The sequence below is a fragment of the Streptomyces sp. SX-6 genome, assembly GCF_059089585.1.
Map to the genome: position 1 here is coordinate 1 of NZ_JBTHHU010000029.1, position 16,929 is coordinate 16,929.

Here is a 16,929-nt window from a genome sequence, read left to right on the forward strand (position 1 = left end):
TGCCCGCGCCGGATTTCGCGCTTGCGCTGAAATCCGGCGCGGGCACGGGAATTCAGCCTGTCCGGCGTTTGAGGACGAGCGGCGGAGCCGCGACAAGCGGGGTCTGGGGCGGAGCCCCAGGGCACCGCGCGGAGCGCGGTCACGGGGTCCGGGGCGGAGCCCCGGGAGACGGCGAGAGGGTGGGACCGGGGCACAACTCACCACCCCCACCCCACTACTGCGAGCCGCGGAACTCCGCCCCCTCCACCACAAGCCCCGCGACCAACGCCCCGCTCATCCCCGCATGCGCAAGCCCCCCACCAGGATGCGCAAAACCGCCGACGCGGTAGAGGCCCGGCAGCCGCGTCGCATTGCCGGGCCGCAGGAACGCCCCCTCCGCACCCGCCAGTACAGGCGCCGGTACGCCGCCACCCTCCGCACCGATTTCCGCTTCCGTATCCCGCGGACTCCGCACTTCGCGCCACAGCAGCCGCTGCCGCAGCCCCGGTATCGCCGCCTCGGCGGCGTCGAGCATCCGCTCCGCGAAGCCGTCGGCCGTACGCTTGTCCGCCCAGTCGACACGGCCGTGCGGGGCGACAGTCGCGGTGAGGGTGACGGCCTCGTGTCCGTCGTCCGGCCGGACGACCGGGTCGTCGGGGCGCAGCACGGTCACCGTCGGCAGGTAATCGGCATCGCTACCCGCCCCGAAGACCGCCTCCAGCTCCGCCGCGCGGTCGGCCGAGTGGACCACCGTGCGGTGCACCGTGCCCTCGGGCCGCGCTCCCCGCAGCGCCAGGAAGACGCTGAACCTCCCCGGCGGCACCGCCGACCGCTCCTCGGTGACCACGCCAGGCGCCCCCGCCACCACCAGCCCGGCCTCGACCACGCTCCCGTCGGCCAGCCGCACCCCCACAGCCCGGCCGTCCTTCTCCACCACATCCGCAACCTCCGCACCGAAGCGGAACTCCACCCGGCGGGCCGCACAACGCGCATGCAGCGCATCGGCAAGGGCACGCAGGCCGCCCTGCACATACCAACTGCCGAAGGTCTGCTCCATGTACGGCAGCACCGTCGCACTCGCGGGCACGACGCGCGGGTCGAGCCCGTACGCCAAGGCGTGGCTCTCCAGGAGGGCGATCAGCCGGGGGTCCTTCAACTCCTGCTCGGCGACGGACGCGAGCGTCGGCGCCGGCGCGCTGCGCCGGCGGAACAACCCCCGCTTGCGCGGCGCCGGATAAGGATCGTGGAGCCCGCTCTCCGCGCGCAGAGGCTCCTCCAGGAGCGGGCGCCGCGTCGCATCCCACACCTCGCGCGCGCGGTTGACGAGGTCGCTCCAGCGCTCGCCCGCGCCCGGGGCGACCGCCTCGTCCAGCGCCCGGACGACGCCCGCGCGCGAGGCGTTGGGCAGGGCGACCGCCGTGCCGTCCGCGAAGAGGTGACTGCTCGCGGGGTCGACCTGGGAGAGCGTGAGGCTCTGCTCCAGCGGCTCCTTGCCGGTCTTGACGAACAGGTCGCGGTACACGGCGGGCAGGTGCAGCAGACCGGGCCCGGTATCGAAGACGAAGCCGTCCCGGGCGAGGCGCCCGACGGCACCGCCGTGCGTCTCCCCGCGCTCGCACACCACGACTTGGTGGCCCGCGACAGCCAGTCGCGCGGCGGCTGCCATCGCGCCCATCCCGGCGCCGATCACCACGATCCGTGTCATGCCGATGACTCTAACCGGAGGGTCTGACAGCCATGCGCCGCTGCCGCCTGCGCTGCAGGAAGGCACGGACCCGCTTCCACAGGAAGACCACCAGCGCGATGCCCAGCGCGAGCAGGGTGCCCGCGATGAGGGCGGCGGCCACCGGGTGGAAGAGGGCGAAGACGACGAGGCACGCGACGCCGAAATCCTCCAACAGACTCAGCACGATGTTGCTGGCGGGCTCCGGCGAGGTGTTGACCGCCATCCTGGTGCCCGCCTTGACCAGATGGCTCAGCAACGCGGTGGACCCACCCATGGCTCCGGCGGCCAGGTGCGACAGCGAGCCGCTCTGACCGGCGAGCAGCGCGCCGACCACCGCACCGGCCAGCGGCCGGATCACGGTGTGCACCGCGTCCCAGACCGAGTCCACGTACGGGATCTTGTCGGCGACGGCCTCGCAGAGGAAGAGCAGCCCGGCCACGATGAGCACGTCGGGCCGCTGCAGCGCGTCCGGCACCTGGTCGGCGCCGCCGAAGCGGCCCAGCAGGCCGAGCAGCAGGACCACGGCATAGGCGTTGATCCCGCTCGCCCAGCCGCTGGTGAAGACGAGCGGGAGAACAGACATGCGAAAGATCGTAGAACGGCTACGGGCCGGAACTCCCGCTGACCCGGCCCTGCAGCAGGCGCGACAGGGCCGAGTGCACCTCGTCGATCGACCGCTCCGGCTGGAACGACTGCCAGTCCAGAGCCGCGACGAGCACCATCCCGAACAGCGCGGACGCCGTCAGCGGGATGTCGATCTCCGGGCTCAGTTCGCCGTTCGCCACCGCGTCCCGCAGCACGGACTCGATCACGGCGATCGCCTTCTGCCGCACCTGCATCAGCGTCGACTGCCAGGCACGGTTGGTGCGCCACAGCTCGGCCACGTACAGCTGGGTGAGCGAGGGATAGCGCGCGATGAAGTCCAGCCCGGCGCGGATCATCGCGTCGAGCGCGTCGATCCGGGTGGCGCCGCGCTCGGCCGCCTCGTCCGAGGCCTGCTGCAGGGAGACGGTCAGCAGCTCGATCCCGTCCCGCAGCAGCTCTTCGAAGAGCACGGTCTTGCTCGCGAAGTTGTAGTAGACCGTGCCCTTAGCGACCCCGGCCCGCTCGGCGATCTCGTCCACCGTGGTGGAGGAGAAGCCCTGTTCGGCGATGAGGGTCACGGCCGCTTCGAAGAGCTTCTGCCGCGTGTTCCGGCGGCGCGTACTGCTGCTGTCCATGGGAGTGATTCTCCCTGTACTTCCTGTGCTCCCGCTCCCGCTCACAGACTCAGCTCCGGGTGCAGCTTGTCGACGGACCACACTTGCTTGCTCCGTGCCGCCCACGCGGTCAGGGCGAGCGCACCGGCCGTGAACGCGGCCAGAACGCCGCATGCCTGCCAGACCGGGCCCAGACCGCCGCCTGTGATCAGGTGGCGCAGCCCCAGTACGACGTAGCTCATCGGCAGCAACGGATGCAGGGCGTTGAAGAACCCGGGCGACGTCTGCACCGGGTACGTACCGCCCGCCGAGGTCAGCTGGAGCATCAGCAGCACCAGGACCAGGATCCGTCCGGCAGGCCCGAAGCGGGCGTTGAGCCACTGTACGATCGCCGCGAAGCAGGCCGAGACCAGGGCCAGGAAGCCGACCGTGCCCGCCGCCCGGTCCATCTGCAGCCCGACCGCCCAGTGCAGCACGGCCAGCAGCGCGCAGACCTGCAGCACACCGATCGCGACCACCGGCAGCCAGCCCGCGACGGCCGTGCGCCAGGCCGAGGCACCGGCGGCGAGAGCGCGCCGGTTGAGCGGCTGGATCAGCATGTAGGCGACCATCGAACCCACCCACAGGGAGAGCGGGAGGAAGTACGGGGCGAAGCCGGTGCCGTAGTTGGGCGCCTTGTGCAGCGCCTGCGAGGCGAGCTTGACCGGGTCGGCCATCACCTCGGTACGGGCGTCACGGTCCTTCTTGCCGTAGTCGGGGATCTTCGCCGCACCGTCGTGCAGCCCGTCGGCGAGCTTGCCGGAGCCGTCGGAGAGCTTGTACATGCCGCTCTGGAGCGTGCCGGCACCGTCGTGCAACTTGCCGATGCCGCCGTCGAGGTCGGTGATCCCGTCCTTGGCGGTGCCCAGGCCGGTGTGCAGCTGTCCGGCACCGTTGTGCAGCTTGCCCGCGCCCTCGGCGACCCGCTGGGCACCGTTGTTGAGGTCGTTGACGCCGCGCACCGCGTCGTCGATGTCCTTGGCCAGGGTGGGCGCCTTGTCGCGCAGCTTCTCGGCACCCGACTGCAGCGCCGCGAGCTTGGCGGGGAAGTCGTCGAGTTCGCCGTTCTTGTTCTGCACGAGGGTGTCGAGCTTCTTGGCGCCCTCCGCCGACTGCTGGGCGGCGAACACGGCCTTCTTCAGCGTCGGGCAGTAGTCGGCGGGCTTCGCCGCGTTGTCGCAGAGATTGTCGTACGCGTCCTTCAGGCCCTTGGCGCCCTCGGCGCTGGCCGCCGCGAGCGCCGAGGTGGTCGTCGACGAGGGCAGGTCGTCGATGTGCTGCCGCAGCGTCCGGGCCTCCTTGGCGACCTCACGGGCGTCGCTGCCGATCTCGGCCGCGTGGTCCTTGACGTACGTCGCGTCGTCGGACGAGGCCGCGTTGTTCACCTTGTCGGCGAGCTTCTGGGTGCCGTCCGCGACCTTGGAGGCGCCGTCCGCGAGCTCCTGCGACTTGCTGTCCAGCGTGCCCGCTCCGTCGTGCAGCTTCTCCACACCCTCCTGGAGTTTGCCGCTGCCCTGCTTGGCGTCCGCGAGCCCGTTCTTGAGGTCGCCCGCGCCCTTCTCCGCCTTGCCGATGCCGTCGTCCAGCTTGGCGGCGCCGTCGGCGGCCTCCTTCGTCTTGCCGTGCAGATCGGAGAAGTTGACGAAGATCTTGTCGTAGAAGCCGCGGGACGCCTTCCGGGAGGCGCTTGCGCGGACCTCGGCGAAGACCGTGCGGGATATCGAGCCGACGATGTAGTTGTTGGAGTCGTTCGTACGGACCTGGAGCGCCCCGGTCTGCGGGTCGGAACCCGCGCTGGAGCCCACGCGCTTGCTGAAGTCCGAGGGGATCGTGAGCGACAGGTAGTACGTGCCGTTCTCCAGGCCCTTCTTGGCCTCGGCGGCACTCGTCTCGTGCCACTGGAACGTCTTGCTGTCGTGCAGCCCCTCGACGATCGAGTCGCCGGCGGCGAGCTTCTTGCCGCTCACGGTGGCGCCCTGGTCGTCGTTGACCAGGGCCACGGGCAGCTTGTCGAGCCGCGAGTACGGGTCCCAGAAGGACCACAGATACAGTCCGCCGTACAGCAGCGGCAACAGCAGCAGCGCGACGAACGCGGCTCGCGGGAGCCTGCCCCTGCCGAACCTCTTGAGCTCAAGAGCGGCCAGCTTGGGCGAGCGCATCCGCCGCCACCTCCTCCTGCGTCTGCGTCTTGTCGTTCTTGTCGTTCTTGCCGGTCGGGACGACCACCGCGTCCGCCGGAGCCTCGCTGCACACCGCGAGCATGGTCGTTCCGCCCGCGGCCAGCGACCGCAACAGGTCCCAGGCCTCGGCGCGTTCGGCGTCGGAGAGTTTGAGGTCGGTGTCGTCGACCGCGATCAGCTTCGGGCCGCCGATCAGCGCGAGGGCCACCGACAGCCGCAGCGACTCCAGCCGCTCCAGGTCCCGTACGGACGTCCGGGGCCCCTTGGGCAGCGCGCCGACGTCCAGCCCGGCGGCCTTCAGCGCCGCGTCGATACGGGCCCGCGCAGTGGCCGCGTGCTTGGCCCGGGAGCCGGTCAGCTCGCGCAGGGAACCGCCGAACCGCCGCTGCAGCAGCGCTCGTTCCCGCAAGTGCTCGGCAACGGTCAGGGACGCCTCGAGCTCGGCGACGCCGGGCACGTGGGCGAGTGCGGTGACCTGCCGTACGGCCGCCATCTTCTTGGGCAGCGGCAGCCCGGCCACCGTGGCCGCGCCTGCCGTGGCCTTCATCCGGCCGGTGAGCGCGAGCAGCAGACAGGTGCGGCCCGAGCCCGACGGGCCCTCGATCGCGACGAGCGAGCCGGGCGCGGCGTCGATGTCCACGCCGCTGAACGTCCAGCCGCGCGGGCCCTTGACGCCGAACCCCCGTGCCGTGACGGCGGCCTCGTGCGGGGTGCTGTCCACGCGATGACCTCCTGGAGCAACGTTGCTTGAACTGACTGGTCAGTCTAAAAGTATGCCGCAGGACCTTGAGTGCACTCAAACCAGCAGGTCAGGGCGATTGTCAGTGGTGGGCCCGAGGATGGGTGCACAGATGAAGGAGGCTCGTCATGGCCCAGACCGCGATGGACGTCCACCCTGTGCCCGTCCGCGCCGCGACCCCGCCCGCGGCCCTCGACCTCCTTCGCCAGGCCCGCCGGGGCCTGGCGGAGGCCGCCGCTCTCGAAGCCCCGCACGAGCGGTATGCCACCGCCCACCTCGCCGCCCTGCGCACCGCCGCCGCTGTCCTCGCCGTCCGCGCCCGCCCCGAGCCCACCACGCGCCGGCGGCGCGCCATCCGCAGCGCCTGGGAGGTGCTGCCCGAGGTGGCTCCCGAACTCGCCGAGTGGAGCGCGCTGTTCGCGTCCGGCGCGGCCCGCCGTGCACGGGCGGAGGCGGGTATACGGTCCGCGGCGAGCTGCCGCGAGGCGGACGATCTGCTGCGTGAGGCAGGGATGTTCCTGCGCATAGTGGAGCGGATGCTCGTCGGGCCCCGGCGCGCGGCACATTAGGCTGGCCCCGTCGACGTCAGTCATCCGCGCCGAGGAGTCCCCGCCGTGTCAGAGCCTTCCCCTGCCCTGGGTGGGGAGACCCCATCGCGCCCCCGGGCGTCCCTGCGTACCGCCGTGGTGTGGGACGTCCTGGAGGACGCTCTCAACCGCCGGGCCGAGGCCGCGGGCCTCGGGAGCGGTGGCGGGCTGGAGATCCTCGACACCGGCGGCGGCAGCGGCAAGTTCGCGGTGCCCGTCGCCCGGCTCGGCCACCGTGTCACCGTCGTCGACCCCAGCCCCAACGCGCTGTTCGCGCTGGAGCGCCGGGCCGCCGAGGCGGGGGTCGACGACCGGGTGCGCGGAGTGCAGGGCGACACCCAGGGGCTGTTCGACGTGGTCGACCGCGGCGCCTACGACGTGGTCCTGTGCCACGGCGTCCTGGAGTACGTGGACGACGCCGCCGGGAGCATCCGCAACGTCGCCGAGGCACTGCGCCCCTCCGGCACCGTCAGCCTGCTCGCCGCCGGCCTCGGCGGTGCCGTGCTCGCGCGGGCCCTCGCCGGGCACTTCACCGAGGCGGAGCGGGCCCTCGCCGACCCCGACGGGCACTGGGGCGCGGGCGACCCGGTCCCGCACCGCTTCACCGCCGACCAGCTGTCCGAACTGGTCACCGGCGCGGGGCTCGACGTCACCTCGGTGCACGGGGTCCGCGTGTTCGCCGACCTGGTTCCCGGCGGGCTCGTCGACGCCGAGCCGGGTGCCCTCGAGGCGCTCTTCCGCCTGGAGGCGACGGCGGCCTCGCTGCCCGCGTTCCATGCGGTGGCCACACAGTTGCATGTGCTGGCCGAACGAGGCTGATTGCCCGGTCTGTCACAGACCCCCCGATCGACCCCCCGATCAGCGCCTTCGCGCCGTATGATCGGGGGCACCGTCCGGCATGACGGGTCGGCGGGCAGGGAATGTACGTCCCGACGTCATCGATTGCCACACCGGAGCCGGTGGGCGAATTGGCGCATAGGGGCGGGTTTCATGGGGGCGATTCCCTGCCTATCCTGAAAGGGTCGCACCCCGGTCGCCCCCCGCGACCGACGAGTAGGAGGACTCCGTGCCGCTCTCGGAGCACGAGCAGCGCATGCTCGAGCAGATGGAGCGAGCGCTGTACGCCGAAGATCCCAAGTTCGCGACAGCGCTCGAGGGCAGCGGCCTGCGCACGTACACCCGGCGACGGGTCTACCAGGCGATCGCGGGCTTTCTGGTGGGTATCGCGCTCCTCATGGCCGGAATGGTCGCCCAGTGGATCTGGATCAGTGTGGTCGGCTTCCTGGTCATGCTGGGCTGCGCGGTGCTCGTGGTGACGGGGTGGCGCAAGGCGCCGAAGCCGGGCGCGCAACAGCGCGGGATGGGCCCGGCGGGCGGCATGCCGCACCGGCAGTCGCGTCCGCGGCGCACGATGATGGACCGGATCGAGCAGCGCTGGCAGCGGCGCCGTGACGAGCAGGGCCACTAGCGACTCGCATATGGCATGGAGCGGGGCCGGGACACACGGTGTCCCGCCCCCGCTCCGTCACGTCATCGCCGCGTCAGCGCGCGTGCCGCCGAGCGCGGTGCCAGCAGGGCCCGCAGCCTCGCCCACCGCCCGGCCGAGGCGCGCAGCCCCGCCCGTACCCGCCGTACCTCGTCGGCCAGCCCGGCGGCGGCCTGCGGCCGCGGTGCGTACATGACCTGTTCCACCGCCCTGGCCACCCGGTCCGCGGCCGCCACGGCCGGGCCGTCCAGCGCACCGGCGTGCGCGATCCGCGCCACGGCCTGGCGGGGCGTGCGGGGCTCCTCGGGCGGAATGCCGTAGTCCCAGGCGGAGTCCGTCAGCTCCCGCCAGGCCGCCAGCGTGTGCCGGGCGGCGTCCTGCTCCGTACGCGGCTCGGGCCCGCCGAGCCGCCGGGCCCTGACACGGGTCCGCCACAGCAGCGGCAGCGTGAGCAGCAGCAGCGCGGCCGGTACGGCCGCCGTGACCGTCGCCGCCGTGTCCCAGGACGTGTCCCCGCCGGTGCCGCCGGCATCGGCCTGGGCCAGCGGGGGCGGGCAGTCGTCGGCCCGTCCCCGCCGCGCGGTGCAGTCGTCGCCCGCCGACGGCGCCGCCGACGGTGCGGCGTGCCGGCTGGGCGCCGGGGCCGGAGCGGCGGGATCCGGCGCGGAGGGCGACTGGGGGATCGTGTACTCGGGCTGCGTGCCCCGGCTCGGCGTCGGCTCGAACCGGGTCCAGCCGACGCCCTCGAAATACAGCTCGGGCCAGGCGTGCGCGTCCTTCGAACCGACCGACACCGAACCGTCCGACTGCGCGGTGCCCGGGGTGAAGCCCACCGCCACCCGTGCGGGAATGCCCAGCGTCCGGGCCATGGCCGCCATCGAGAACGAGAAGTGGACGCAGAACCCCCGCTTGTCCTCGAGGAACTTCACGATCGCGTTGGTGCCGCTGCCGGACTGCACCTCCGTGTCGTAGCGGAAGCCGCCGCTCGCGGAGAACCAGTCCTGGAGCCTGACCGCCTGCTGATACGGGTTCGCCGCCCCCGCCGTCACCTGGCGCGCGGTCCGGGCCACCACCGGTGGCAGCGTGTCCGGCACCTTTGTGTACTCGCGCAGCAGTTGTTCCGGCGGCGCGGGCGCGTCCGCGAGCTGTTCGGCGGTCGGCTGCACCCACAGGCTCGACACCTGGTACCGCACGCCCCGGGTGCTCTGCCCCCGGTCGCCGACCAGCGTGCGGCCCTCCGGTTCGTACCGCCACTGCCCGTCCACGCGCACCCGGTCCGCCGGGTAGGGAAGGGGCAGGTAGTTCTGCCCGTAGGTGGACGCCGCGGCTATCGAGGTGTTCACCACGTCGGTACGGACGGCGGGGGACAGCCCGGTGGGCGGCGGCAGTTGGTCCGGGACGTCGCCGACGTGCCGCTCCGAGGTCCGCCATGACGCGCCGTCGAACCGGTCGAGCGCGACGATGCGCAGATAGAGGTCCTGCGTGCTCTCCGTGGACGTGCGGTACCGCAGGACCTCCCGGTTCTGCGGCTGGTTGAGGCTGTTCTGCAGCGACACCAGCGGGTTGACGGCCGAGATGACGCCCCCGTCGCCGCCGGCGCCCACGCCGCGGCCGCGCGGTTCCAGCAGCCCGCCGTCGATCGTCGGCAGCACGGCCGGCACGGCCAGCGCGACGCCGAGCGCCAGCGCCCCGATCCGCCGGCCCGTGCGCACCGGGGCGAGCGGCCGGTCCGGGCCGAGCGAGGAGTCCGCCGGAGTGCCGCGGCCGCCGCCGAAGACCCGGCCCCACCGGGCGAGCCGGTCGCGGCTCTCGGCCAGGAGCAGCAGCAGATAGCCCGCCGCCGCGGTCAGGAACCACAGCCAGTCGGCCCTGCCCCGCGCCAGCCCGGCGCCGATGGAGTAGAGCGCGAGGAGCGGCAGCCCGGCGGGCGCGGCGCTGCGGAAGGTGACCGCCAGCGCGTCCACCGCCAGTCCGACCGCCAGCACACCGCCCACCAGCAGCAGCTGGATCGCGTCGGTCGCGGGGGCCGGGATCGCGTACCGGGCCACGTCGTCCGCGCCCTGCCGCAGCAGACGCCCGAACTCCTGGAGGGCGTCCGGGCCGGGCAGCACCCCGCCGATCGCACGGTCCCCGACGAAGACCGCGGTGAGCAGCACCAGGGTGACGAGCGCCTGCACGCCGACCGTCAGCGTCCTGCCGAGCGGCACCCGGCGGGCGAGCGCGCCCACGGCCGCCTGGACCGTGAGCAGCACGGCGGCCTGCATGATCCAGGTCGTCTGGTTGACCAGCGGCAGCATCGCGGCCGCGGCGGCGATCGTCGCCACCGCCGCGAAGATCGTGAGTCTCGCCCGACCACTCATGCGCGCCCCCCGTCGGCCAGCCGCCACAGTTCCGGCAGGGACGAGTCCGGGGCGGCCGGCAGCGCCGTCCAGCCCGCCTCGCGCAGCATGCGCAGCGGTTCGCCCGTACCGGGCCGGGAGCGGCCCGGCCGGGCGGACGGGTCCAGGACGAAGGCGACGGCCGTGCCGCCGCGCGAGCGCATGCGGCCGGCGATCGCCGCCTGCTGCTCGTCCAGCTCGCCGAAGAACGCCACCAGCAGCCCCTCGTTCCCGCCCCGCAGGACGTCGTAGGCCGGGGACAGCCCGGTGCCCTCGGAGTGGTCGACGACCGCGAGGACGTCGAGCATCAGCCCCGCCGTGTCCGACGGGTCGTGCGCGGAACCGCTGTAGCCGCCCTGGCCGTCCGGCCCCGGTACCGAGGTGCCGGTGTCGGTCAGCAGCCGTACCGAGAACCCCCGCTCCAGCAGGTGCGCCGCCACCGAGGCGGCACCCGACACCGCCCACTCGAACGCCGAGCCGGGCCCCGCGCCCTCATAGGCGGTGCCCCGGGTGTCGAGCAGCACCGTGCAGTGCGCCCGCCGCGGCTGCTCCTCGCGGCGCACCATCAGTTCGCCGTAGCGCGCGGTGGAGCGCCAGTGCACCCGCCGCAGGTCGTCGCCGTGCCGGTAGCCGCGCGGGATGACGTCGTCCTCGCCCGCCAGGGCGAGCGTCCGCTGCCGGCCGTCGCCGTACCCCGCCGCCTCGCCGCCGAGCCGCACCGGCGGCAGCGGCTCGACGAGCGGCACCACGGTCAGGGTGTCGTACGTGCTGAAGCCGCGGGTCAGCTCGCACATCCCGAACGGGTCGGCCAGGCGCAGCTGCAGCGGCCCCAGCGGGTAGCGCCCGCGCAGGTCCGAGCGCACCCGGTAGGACACCTCTCGCCGGCCGCCCGGCTCGACCCGGTCCAGGACGAAGCGCGGGCGCGGGCCCAGCACATAGGGCACCTGGTCCTGGAGCATCAGCAGCCCGGTGGGCAGCCGCGAGACGTTCTCGACGACCAGACCCACCCGGGCCTCGGCGGACGCGGACACCCGCGACGGCGACAACCGCCTGCTGCCGGAGACGCGGTGGCGGGTCCGGTACAGCACGACGACGCACACCAGCGGCAGCACCGCCAGCAGCAGCCCCACCCGCAGCAGGTCGGACTGGCCCAGGACGTACGAGCACACGGTGGCGGCCGCCCCCGCCGCCAGGAACGAACGGCCGCGGGTGGTCAGCCCGCTGAACGCCTCCCGCAGGCCGCTCATGGTCCCTTGCGGCATCACAGGCGCCGCGCGCCCGGCGCCCGGTGGCCGAACGGGTCGGGCACCGGGGTGCGCTGGAGGATGTCGAGGACGACCTGTTCGGCCGTGCGCCGGTTCAACTGGGCCTGCGCGGTGGGCAGCAGCCGGTGCGCGAGCACCGCCACCGCCAGCGCCTGGACGTCGTCGGGCAGCGCGAACTCCCGGCCCGCGAGCGCCGCGGCGGCCTTCGCGGCCCGCAGCAGGTGCAGCGTCGCGCGGGGCGACGCGCCGAGTCTCAGCTCGGGATGGTGCCGGGTCGCGGCGACCAGGTCCACCGCGTACCGGCGCACGGTCTCGGCGACATGGACGCCGCGCACCGTCTCGACGAGCTTGACGATCTCGTGCGCGTGCGCGACCGGCTGGAGGTCGTCCAGCGGGGAGACCCCGCCGTGCACGTCCAGCATCCGCAGCTCGGCGTCCGGGCTCGGGTAGCCGATCGAGACCCGGGCCATGAACCGGTCGCGCTGCGCCTCCGGCAGCGGATAGGTGCCCTCCATCTCGACCGGGTTCTGGGTGGCCACCACCATGAAGGGGCTGGGCAGTTCGTAGGTGTGCCCGTCGACGGTGACCTGGCGCTCCTCCATCGACTCCAGCAGCGCCGACTGGGTCTTGGGCGAGGCACGGTTGATCTCGTCGCCGATGACGATCTGCGCGAAGATCGCGCCCGGCTTGAACTCGAAGTCCCGCTGCTGCTGGTCGTAGACGCTCACCCCGGTGATGTCGGAGGGCAGCAGGTCCGGGGTGAACTGGATGCGCCGCACCGAGCAGTCGACGGACCGGGCGAGAGCCTTGGCGAGCATCGTCTTGCCCACGCCCGGTACGTCCTCGATCAGCAGGTGCCCCTCGGCCAGCAGCACGGTCAGCGTGAGCCGTACGACCTCCGGCTTGCCCTCGATCACACCCTCCACGGACCTGCGGATCCGCTCCGTCGTGGTGGTCAGATCGGCGAGGCCGGCGCGTTCGTCATAGGTCGTCACATACGCATTCTGGCCGCACGGACGGTGTCATGACACCGCCTGTGGGCAATCAGTCCCGCGGATCGATCTCCCGCAGCGTGCCCGTCGTCACGTCGAAGACGAACCCGCGCACGTCGTCGCGGTGGGGGAGGAAGGGCGAGGTGCGCACCCGCTGCATGGACTGGCGCACGTCCTGGTCGAGGTCCTTGAAGGCCTCCACCGCCCACACCGGGCGCTGGCCGACCTCCGCCTCGATCTCGTGCCGGAAGTCCTCGGTGAGGTCCAGCAGGCCGCAGCCGGTGTGGTGGATCAGCACCACCGAGCGGGTGCCGAGCGCCCGCTGGCTGATGGTGAGCGAGCGGATGATGTCTTCGGTGACCACGCCGCCCGCGTTGCGGATGGTGTGGCAGTCGCCGAGTTCCAGGCCGAGCGCGGCGTGCAGGTCGAGGCGGGCGTCCATGCAGGCGACGACCGCCACCTTCAGGACGGGCCGGGCGTCCATGCCCGGGTCGGTGAACGCGGCGGCGTACTCCGCGTTGGCCGCGACGAGGCGGTCGGTGACCGTGGACTCGGTGCGGTCGGGACCGGTGGACCGGTGCGGGGATATCGACATAGGAACGACGGTAATCGCCCAGGTGGCCGAAGGTCTTTCCCGGACGGGACAATTCCCGGTCAACGCGCCTGTCGGCAGGCACAGGGGCATGACGCCACTCGGGTGATTTCATCACGATCCGTAACTCTTTCCGGGGGTCCGAGGATCCGCCGCACTCCCGTCGGGGGACGCGCTGGCCGGTTGATTGACCGAAGGGACGAGTGGACTAAAGTGGCGCGAAGTGGGAGGCCCGACGCTCCCCTTGGATCCGAAAACCCGCACGTGCGCGACGCGTCCGCATCCCTCGGCCTCCTCCCGCTCCCGGTCGCCCCGGCACCGCGTTCCCCTTCGAGCGGGCGGGGACCCGGCGGTGCGTGCAGCCGCGCCACCGTTGTGACAGAAGGGCGCATGAGCAGCAACGCGCGACACGTACCGGTCATGCTCCAGCAGTGTCTGGACATGCTGGCCCCCGCCCTCGCCGAGCCGGGAGCGGTCGTCGTCGACTGCACCCTGGGAGCCGGCGGGCACAGCGAAGCGCTGCTCGAGCGGTTCCCCGAGGCCAGGCTCGTCGCCCTCGACCGCGACCCCACCGCGCTCGCGCTGGCGGGCGAGCGGCTCGCCCCCTTCGGCGAGCGCGCCACCCTGGTGCGGGCCGTCTACCACGAGCTCCCCGAGGTGCTCGAGCGGCTCGGCATCCCGCGGGTCCAGGGCGTCCTCTTCGACCTCGGCGTCTCCTCCATGCAGCTCGACGAGGCCGACCGCGGCTTCGCCTACGCGCAGGACGCCCCGCTGGACATGCGGATGGACCAGACGACCGGCATCAGCGCCGCACAGGTCCTCAACACCTACCCGCCGGGCGAACTGGTGCGCATCCTGCGGGCGTACGGCGAGGAGAAGCAGGCCAAGCGGATCGTCTCCGCCATCGTCAAGGAGCGCGAGAAGGAGCCCTTCACCAACAGCGCCCGGCTCGTGGAGCTGATCCGCGACGCCCTGCCGCAGGCCGCCAAGCGCACCGGCGGCAACCCGGCCAAGCGCACCTTCCAGGCGCTGCGGATCGAGGTCAACGCCGAGCTGGCGAGCGTCGAGGCGGCCATCCCCGCCGCCGTGGCCGCGCTCGCGGTCGGCGGCCGGGTCGCGGTGCTGTCCTACCAGTCGCTGGAGGACCGCATCGTCAAGCAGGTCTTCGCGGCGGGCGCCACCAGCACCGCACCGCCCGGGCTGCCGGTCGTGCCCGAGCGCTACCAGCCGCGGCTCAAGCTGCTCACCCGCGGCGCGGAGCTGCCCTCGGAGGAGGAGATCGCCGAGAACCGGCGCGCCGCCCCCGCCAGGCTGCGCGGTGCGGAGCGCATCCGGGAGGACGTGTCATGAGCGAGGACGTGTCGTGAGCGAGGACGTGTCATGAGCGAGGGGCGCGCATGAGTGCGGCGGCGCGCAGTCGTGGCGCCCGGCTGGGGCGGCTCCTGCCGATGGGCTCCCGGCGGACCCCGTTCGTCCTGCTCGTCGTGGTGCTGCTGGGGTCCGGCCTGATCTCGCTGCTGCTGCTCAACTCCTCGCTCAACCAGGGCTCGTTCGAGCTCAGCCGCCTCCAGCGCAAGACCACCGAGCTGACCGACGAGCAGCAGGCGCTGCAACAGGAGGTCAACCAGCTCGCCGCGCCCGACGCGCTCGAGCGCCGGGCCCGCGAGCTGGGCATGATCCCCGGCGGCAGCCCCGTCTTCCTCAACCCCAACGGCACGGTCACCGGCGTGCCCGCCCCGGCGACGACCGACGAACCCGGCACCGACGCGGACGCCACGGCGTTCCGGGTGCCGCCCCCGCCCCCCGCGGCGGCGCGCCCCGCGCCGGCCGCCCCCGCCGTTCCAGGATTCCCAGGCAGGTGACGTCGTGACGGCGCCCAGGCAGCCCCGCCGCCCGGTTCCCGGGCCCGCACGTCCCGCCGCGCGACCGCCGCGGCCCCGGGGCGGAACACAGCCCCTCCGACTGGGCAGCCCCAAGCCGAGGCTCCGGCTGATCGGCTTCGTGCTCACGCTCGTCATGCTGGCGTTCACCGTGCGGCTGCTGCAGGTGCAGGCCGTCGACGCGAGCGCGTACGCGGCCCGGGCGAACCTCAACCGCTACATGCCGGTCACGCTGGCCGCCGAGCGCGGGTCCATCACCGACCGCGGCGGCGTGGACCTGGCCACCACCGTCGACGCCTACGACATCACCGCCGACCCGGGACTGCTCACCCCGGAGCGGCTCAAGAGCAAGGGCGGGCCCCGCCAGGCGGCCGAACTGCTCGCGCCCGCCCTCCACGAGAGCGCCGACGCCCTGGAGCAGAAGCTCACCGCCAACCCCAAGTCGCGCTACGTCGTGCTCGCCCGCCAGCAGACCCCGCAGGTCTGGAACCAGATCAGGGAGCTGAAGAAGCAGGCCGCCGCCAAGGCGCCCAGGAAGCACGGCCTCCACGCCCTCAGCGGCATCAACCGCGAATCCCACAGCAAGCGCATCTACCCGAACGGTGAACTCGCCGCCGGGCTGCTGGGGTTCGTCAACTCCGACGGGCAGGGCGGCGGCGGCCTGGAGGCGCTGCTGAACACCGCGCTCGCCGGCCGCGACGGCAAGCGGGTCTACGCCCAGTCGGGCGGGCGGCAGGTGCCCACCGGCGACGTCAAGGAGCAGGCGGCGGTGCCCGGTTCGGACGTCGAGCTGACCATCGACCGGGACATCCAGTGGGCTGCCCAGAACGCCATCACCGAGCAGGTGCGCAAGTCGGAGGCGGACCGCGGCTACGTCGTCGTCCAGGACACCCGCACCGGCGAGATCCTGGCCATGGCCAACGCCCCCGGCTACAACCCCAACGACCTGGCCCACGCCGACCGCGCCGCCATGGGCAACCCGGCCCTCCAGGACGTGTACGAGCCGGGCAGCACCAGCAAGGTGATGACCATGGCGGCCGTGCTGGAGGAGGGCGTCGCCACCCCCGACACGCATGTCGAGGTGCCCAACCGGCTGCCGCGCGCGGACCGTTCCTTCGCCGACGACATCGACCACCCCACCTGGCACCTCACCCTCAACGGGGTGCTCGCCAAGTCCAGCAACATCGGCACGATCCTCGCCAGCGAGCAGCTCGGCAAGACCCGGGAACAGGCCAACCAGGTCCTGTGGTCGTACCTGAACAAGTTCGGCGTGGGCCGGCCCACCGGCCTCGGCTTCCCCGGCGAGACCCAGGGCCTGCTGGCCCCGCCCCAGAAGTGGAGCCTCTCCCAGCCGTTCACCATCCCCTTCGGCCAGGGCCTCTCGCTCAACGCCGTCCAGGCCGCCTCGATCTACAGCACGATCGCGGGCGGCGGCGAGCGCATCCAGCCCACCCTCGTACGCGGCTCCAAGGGCCCCGACGGCCGCTTCACCCCCGCGTCCGCCCCGCCGCGCACCCGGGTGGTCAGCGAGAAGACGGCCAAGGAGCTCACCGCGATGCTGGAGTCCGTGGTCGACGACCGGGAGGGCACCGGCGTGAAGGCGAAGATCCCCGGCTACCGGGTGGCGGGCAAGACCGGCACGGCCAACCGGGTGGATCCCCGTACGGGCCGCTACCACGGCTACACCGCCTCCTTCGCCGGGTTCGCCCCCGCCGACCAGCCCCGAATCACCGTCTACTGCGCCATCCAGAACCCCACGCGGGGCAGCTACTTCGGCGGCCAGATCTGCGGTCCCGTCTACCGGCAGGTCATGGAGTTCGCGCTCAAGACCCTCCAGGTGCCGCCCACCGGCGGCCAGTCCCCGCGACTGCCGGTGAGCTATTGAGG

15 protein-coding genes are annotated in these 16,929 nt (G+C 72.9%); 6 read left to right on the forward strand and 9 right to left on the reverse strand.

Going from position 1 to position 16,929, the window contains the following annotated elements; translation table 11 throughout:
* Positions 1-214 precede the first annotated feature (214 nt).
* Genes ACV530_RS27715 through ACV530_RS27735 form a run of 5 tightly spaced genes read right to left on the reverse strand, consistent with a single transcriptional unit; the run spans position 215 to position 5,844 of the window.
* On the reverse strand, positions 215-1,684 hold the full coding sequence (locus ACV530_RS27715; RefSeq protein ID WP_494335360.1) for a phytoene desaturase family protein: 1,470 nt from the start codon (positions 1,682-1,684) through the stop codon (positions 215-217).
* A gap of 10 nt (positions 1,685-1,694) precedes the next feature.
* Positions 1,695-2,288 (reverse strand): DUF4126 domain-containing protein, encoded by a 594-nt coding sequence (locus tag ACV530_RS27720; protein WP_494335361.1) that lies wholly within the window; start codon positions 2,286-2,288, stop codon positions 1,695-1,697.
* Positions 2,289-2,307: 19 nt separating this feature from the next.
* Positions 2,308-2,925 (reverse strand): TetR/AcrR family transcriptional regulator, encoded by a 618-nt coding sequence (locus ACV530_RS27725; protein ID WP_494335362.1) that lies wholly within the window; start codon positions 2,923-2,925, stop codon positions 2,308-2,310.
* Positions 2,926-2,966: 41 nt separating this feature from the next.
* The gene (locus tag ACV530_RS27730; RefSeq protein WP_494335363.1) at positions 2,967-5,102 is read right to left on the reverse strand and encodes a YhgE/Pip family protein; all 2,136 of its coding nucleotides are present in this window, start codon (positions 5,100-5,102) and stop codon (positions 2,967-2,969) included.
* Positions 5,074-5,844 (reverse strand): ATP-binding cassette domain-containing protein, encoded by a 771-nt coding sequence (locus ACV530_RS27735; protein ID WP_494335364.1) that lies wholly within the window; start codon positions 5,842-5,844, stop codon positions 5,074-5,076. The genes ACV530_RS27730 and ACV530_RS27735 overlap by 29 nt, the downstream gene beginning before the upstream one ends.
* A 146-nt stretch (positions 5,845-5,990) precedes the next feature.
* Here ACV530_RS27735 and ACV530_RS27740 point away from each other — a divergent pair, with 146 nt between their 5' ends.
* The 3 genes from ACV530_RS27740 (at position 5,991) to ACV530_RS27750 (ending at position 7,917) form a co-directional block, all read left to right on the forward strand.
* Positions 5,991-6,431, forward strand: coding sequence for an SAV_6107 family HEPN domain-containing protein (locus ACV530_RS27740; RefSeq protein WP_494335365.1), 441 nt, complete (start codon positions 5,991-5,993; stop codon positions 6,429-6,431).
* A 45-nt stretch (positions 6,432-6,476) separates the two neighbouring features.
* A complete protein-coding gene (locus ACV530_RS27745; protein WP_494335366.1) occupies positions 6,477-7,268 on the forward strand; it encodes a methyltransferase in 792 nt (263 codons plus the stop codon).
* 247 nt (positions 7,269-7,515) lie between these two features.
* Positions 7,516-7,917, forward strand: a complete 402-nt coding sequence (locus tag ACV530_RS27750; RefSeq protein WP_494335367.1) for an SCO2097 family morphological protein — start codon at positions 7,516-7,518, stop codon at positions 7,915-7,917.
* Positions 7,918-7,979: 62 nt separating this feature from the next.
* On the opposite strand, the gene ACV530_RS27755 is transcribed toward ACV530_RS27750, so the two are convergent.
* Genes ACV530_RS27755 through ACV530_RS27770 form a run of 4 tightly spaced genes read right to left on the reverse strand, consistent with a single transcriptional unit; the run spans position 7,980 to position 13,165 of the window.
* Positions 7,980-10,295, reverse strand: a complete 2,316-nt coding sequence (locus ACV530_RS27755) for a transglutaminase TgpA family protein (protein WP_494335368.1) — start codon at positions 10,293-10,295, stop codon at positions 7,980-7,982.
* Complete coding sequence (locus tag ACV530_RS27760; protein ID WP_494335369.1) at positions 10,292-11,560, reverse strand: DUF58 domain-containing protein; 1,269 nt, start codon at positions 11,558-11,560, stop codon at positions 10,292-10,294. Before ACV530_RS27760 ends, ACV530_RS27755 begins: the two co-directional genes overlap by 4 nt.
* A 14-nt stretch (positions 11,561-11,574) precedes the next feature.
* Positions 11,575-12,573, reverse strand: coding sequence for an AAA family ATPase (locus tag ACV530_RS27765; RefSeq protein WP_494335370.1), 999 nt, complete (start codon positions 12,571-12,573; stop codon positions 11,575-11,577).
* Positions 12,574-12,622: 49 nt separating this feature from the next.
* Positions 12,623-13,165, reverse strand: coding sequence for a beta-class carbonic anhydrase (locus ACV530_RS27770; RefSeq protein ID WP_494335371.1), 543 nt, complete (start codon positions 13,163-13,165; stop codon positions 12,623-12,625).
* 387 nt (positions 13,166-13,552) lie between these two features.
* Here ACV530_RS27770 and rsmH point away from each other — a divergent pair, with 387 nt between their 5' ends.
* The 3 genes from rsmH to ACV530_RS27785 are packed head-to-tail and all read left to right on the forward strand — an operon-like array spanning position 13,553 to position 16,927.
* On the forward strand, positions 13,553-14,512 hold the full coding sequence (gene rsmH, locus ACV530_RS27775) for a 16S rRNA (cytosine(1402)-N(4))-methyltransferase RsmH (RefSeq protein ID WP_494335372.1): 960 nt from the start codon (positions 13,553-13,555) through the stop codon (positions 14,510-14,512).
* Positions 14,513-14,559: 47 nt separating this feature from the next.
* Positions 14,560-15,024, forward strand: coding sequence for a cell division protein FtsL (gene ftsL, locus ACV530_RS27780; RefSeq protein WP_494335373.1), 465 nt, complete (start codon positions 14,560-14,562; stop codon positions 15,022-15,024).
* A 4-nt stretch (positions 15,025-15,028) separates the two neighbouring features.
* On the forward strand, positions 15,029-16,927 hold the full coding sequence (locus ACV530_RS27785) for a peptidoglycan D,D-transpeptidase FtsI family protein (protein ID WP_494335374.1): 1,899 nt from the start codon (positions 15,029-15,031) through the stop codon (positions 16,925-16,927).
* Positions 16,928-16,929: the final 2 nt, after the last annotated feature.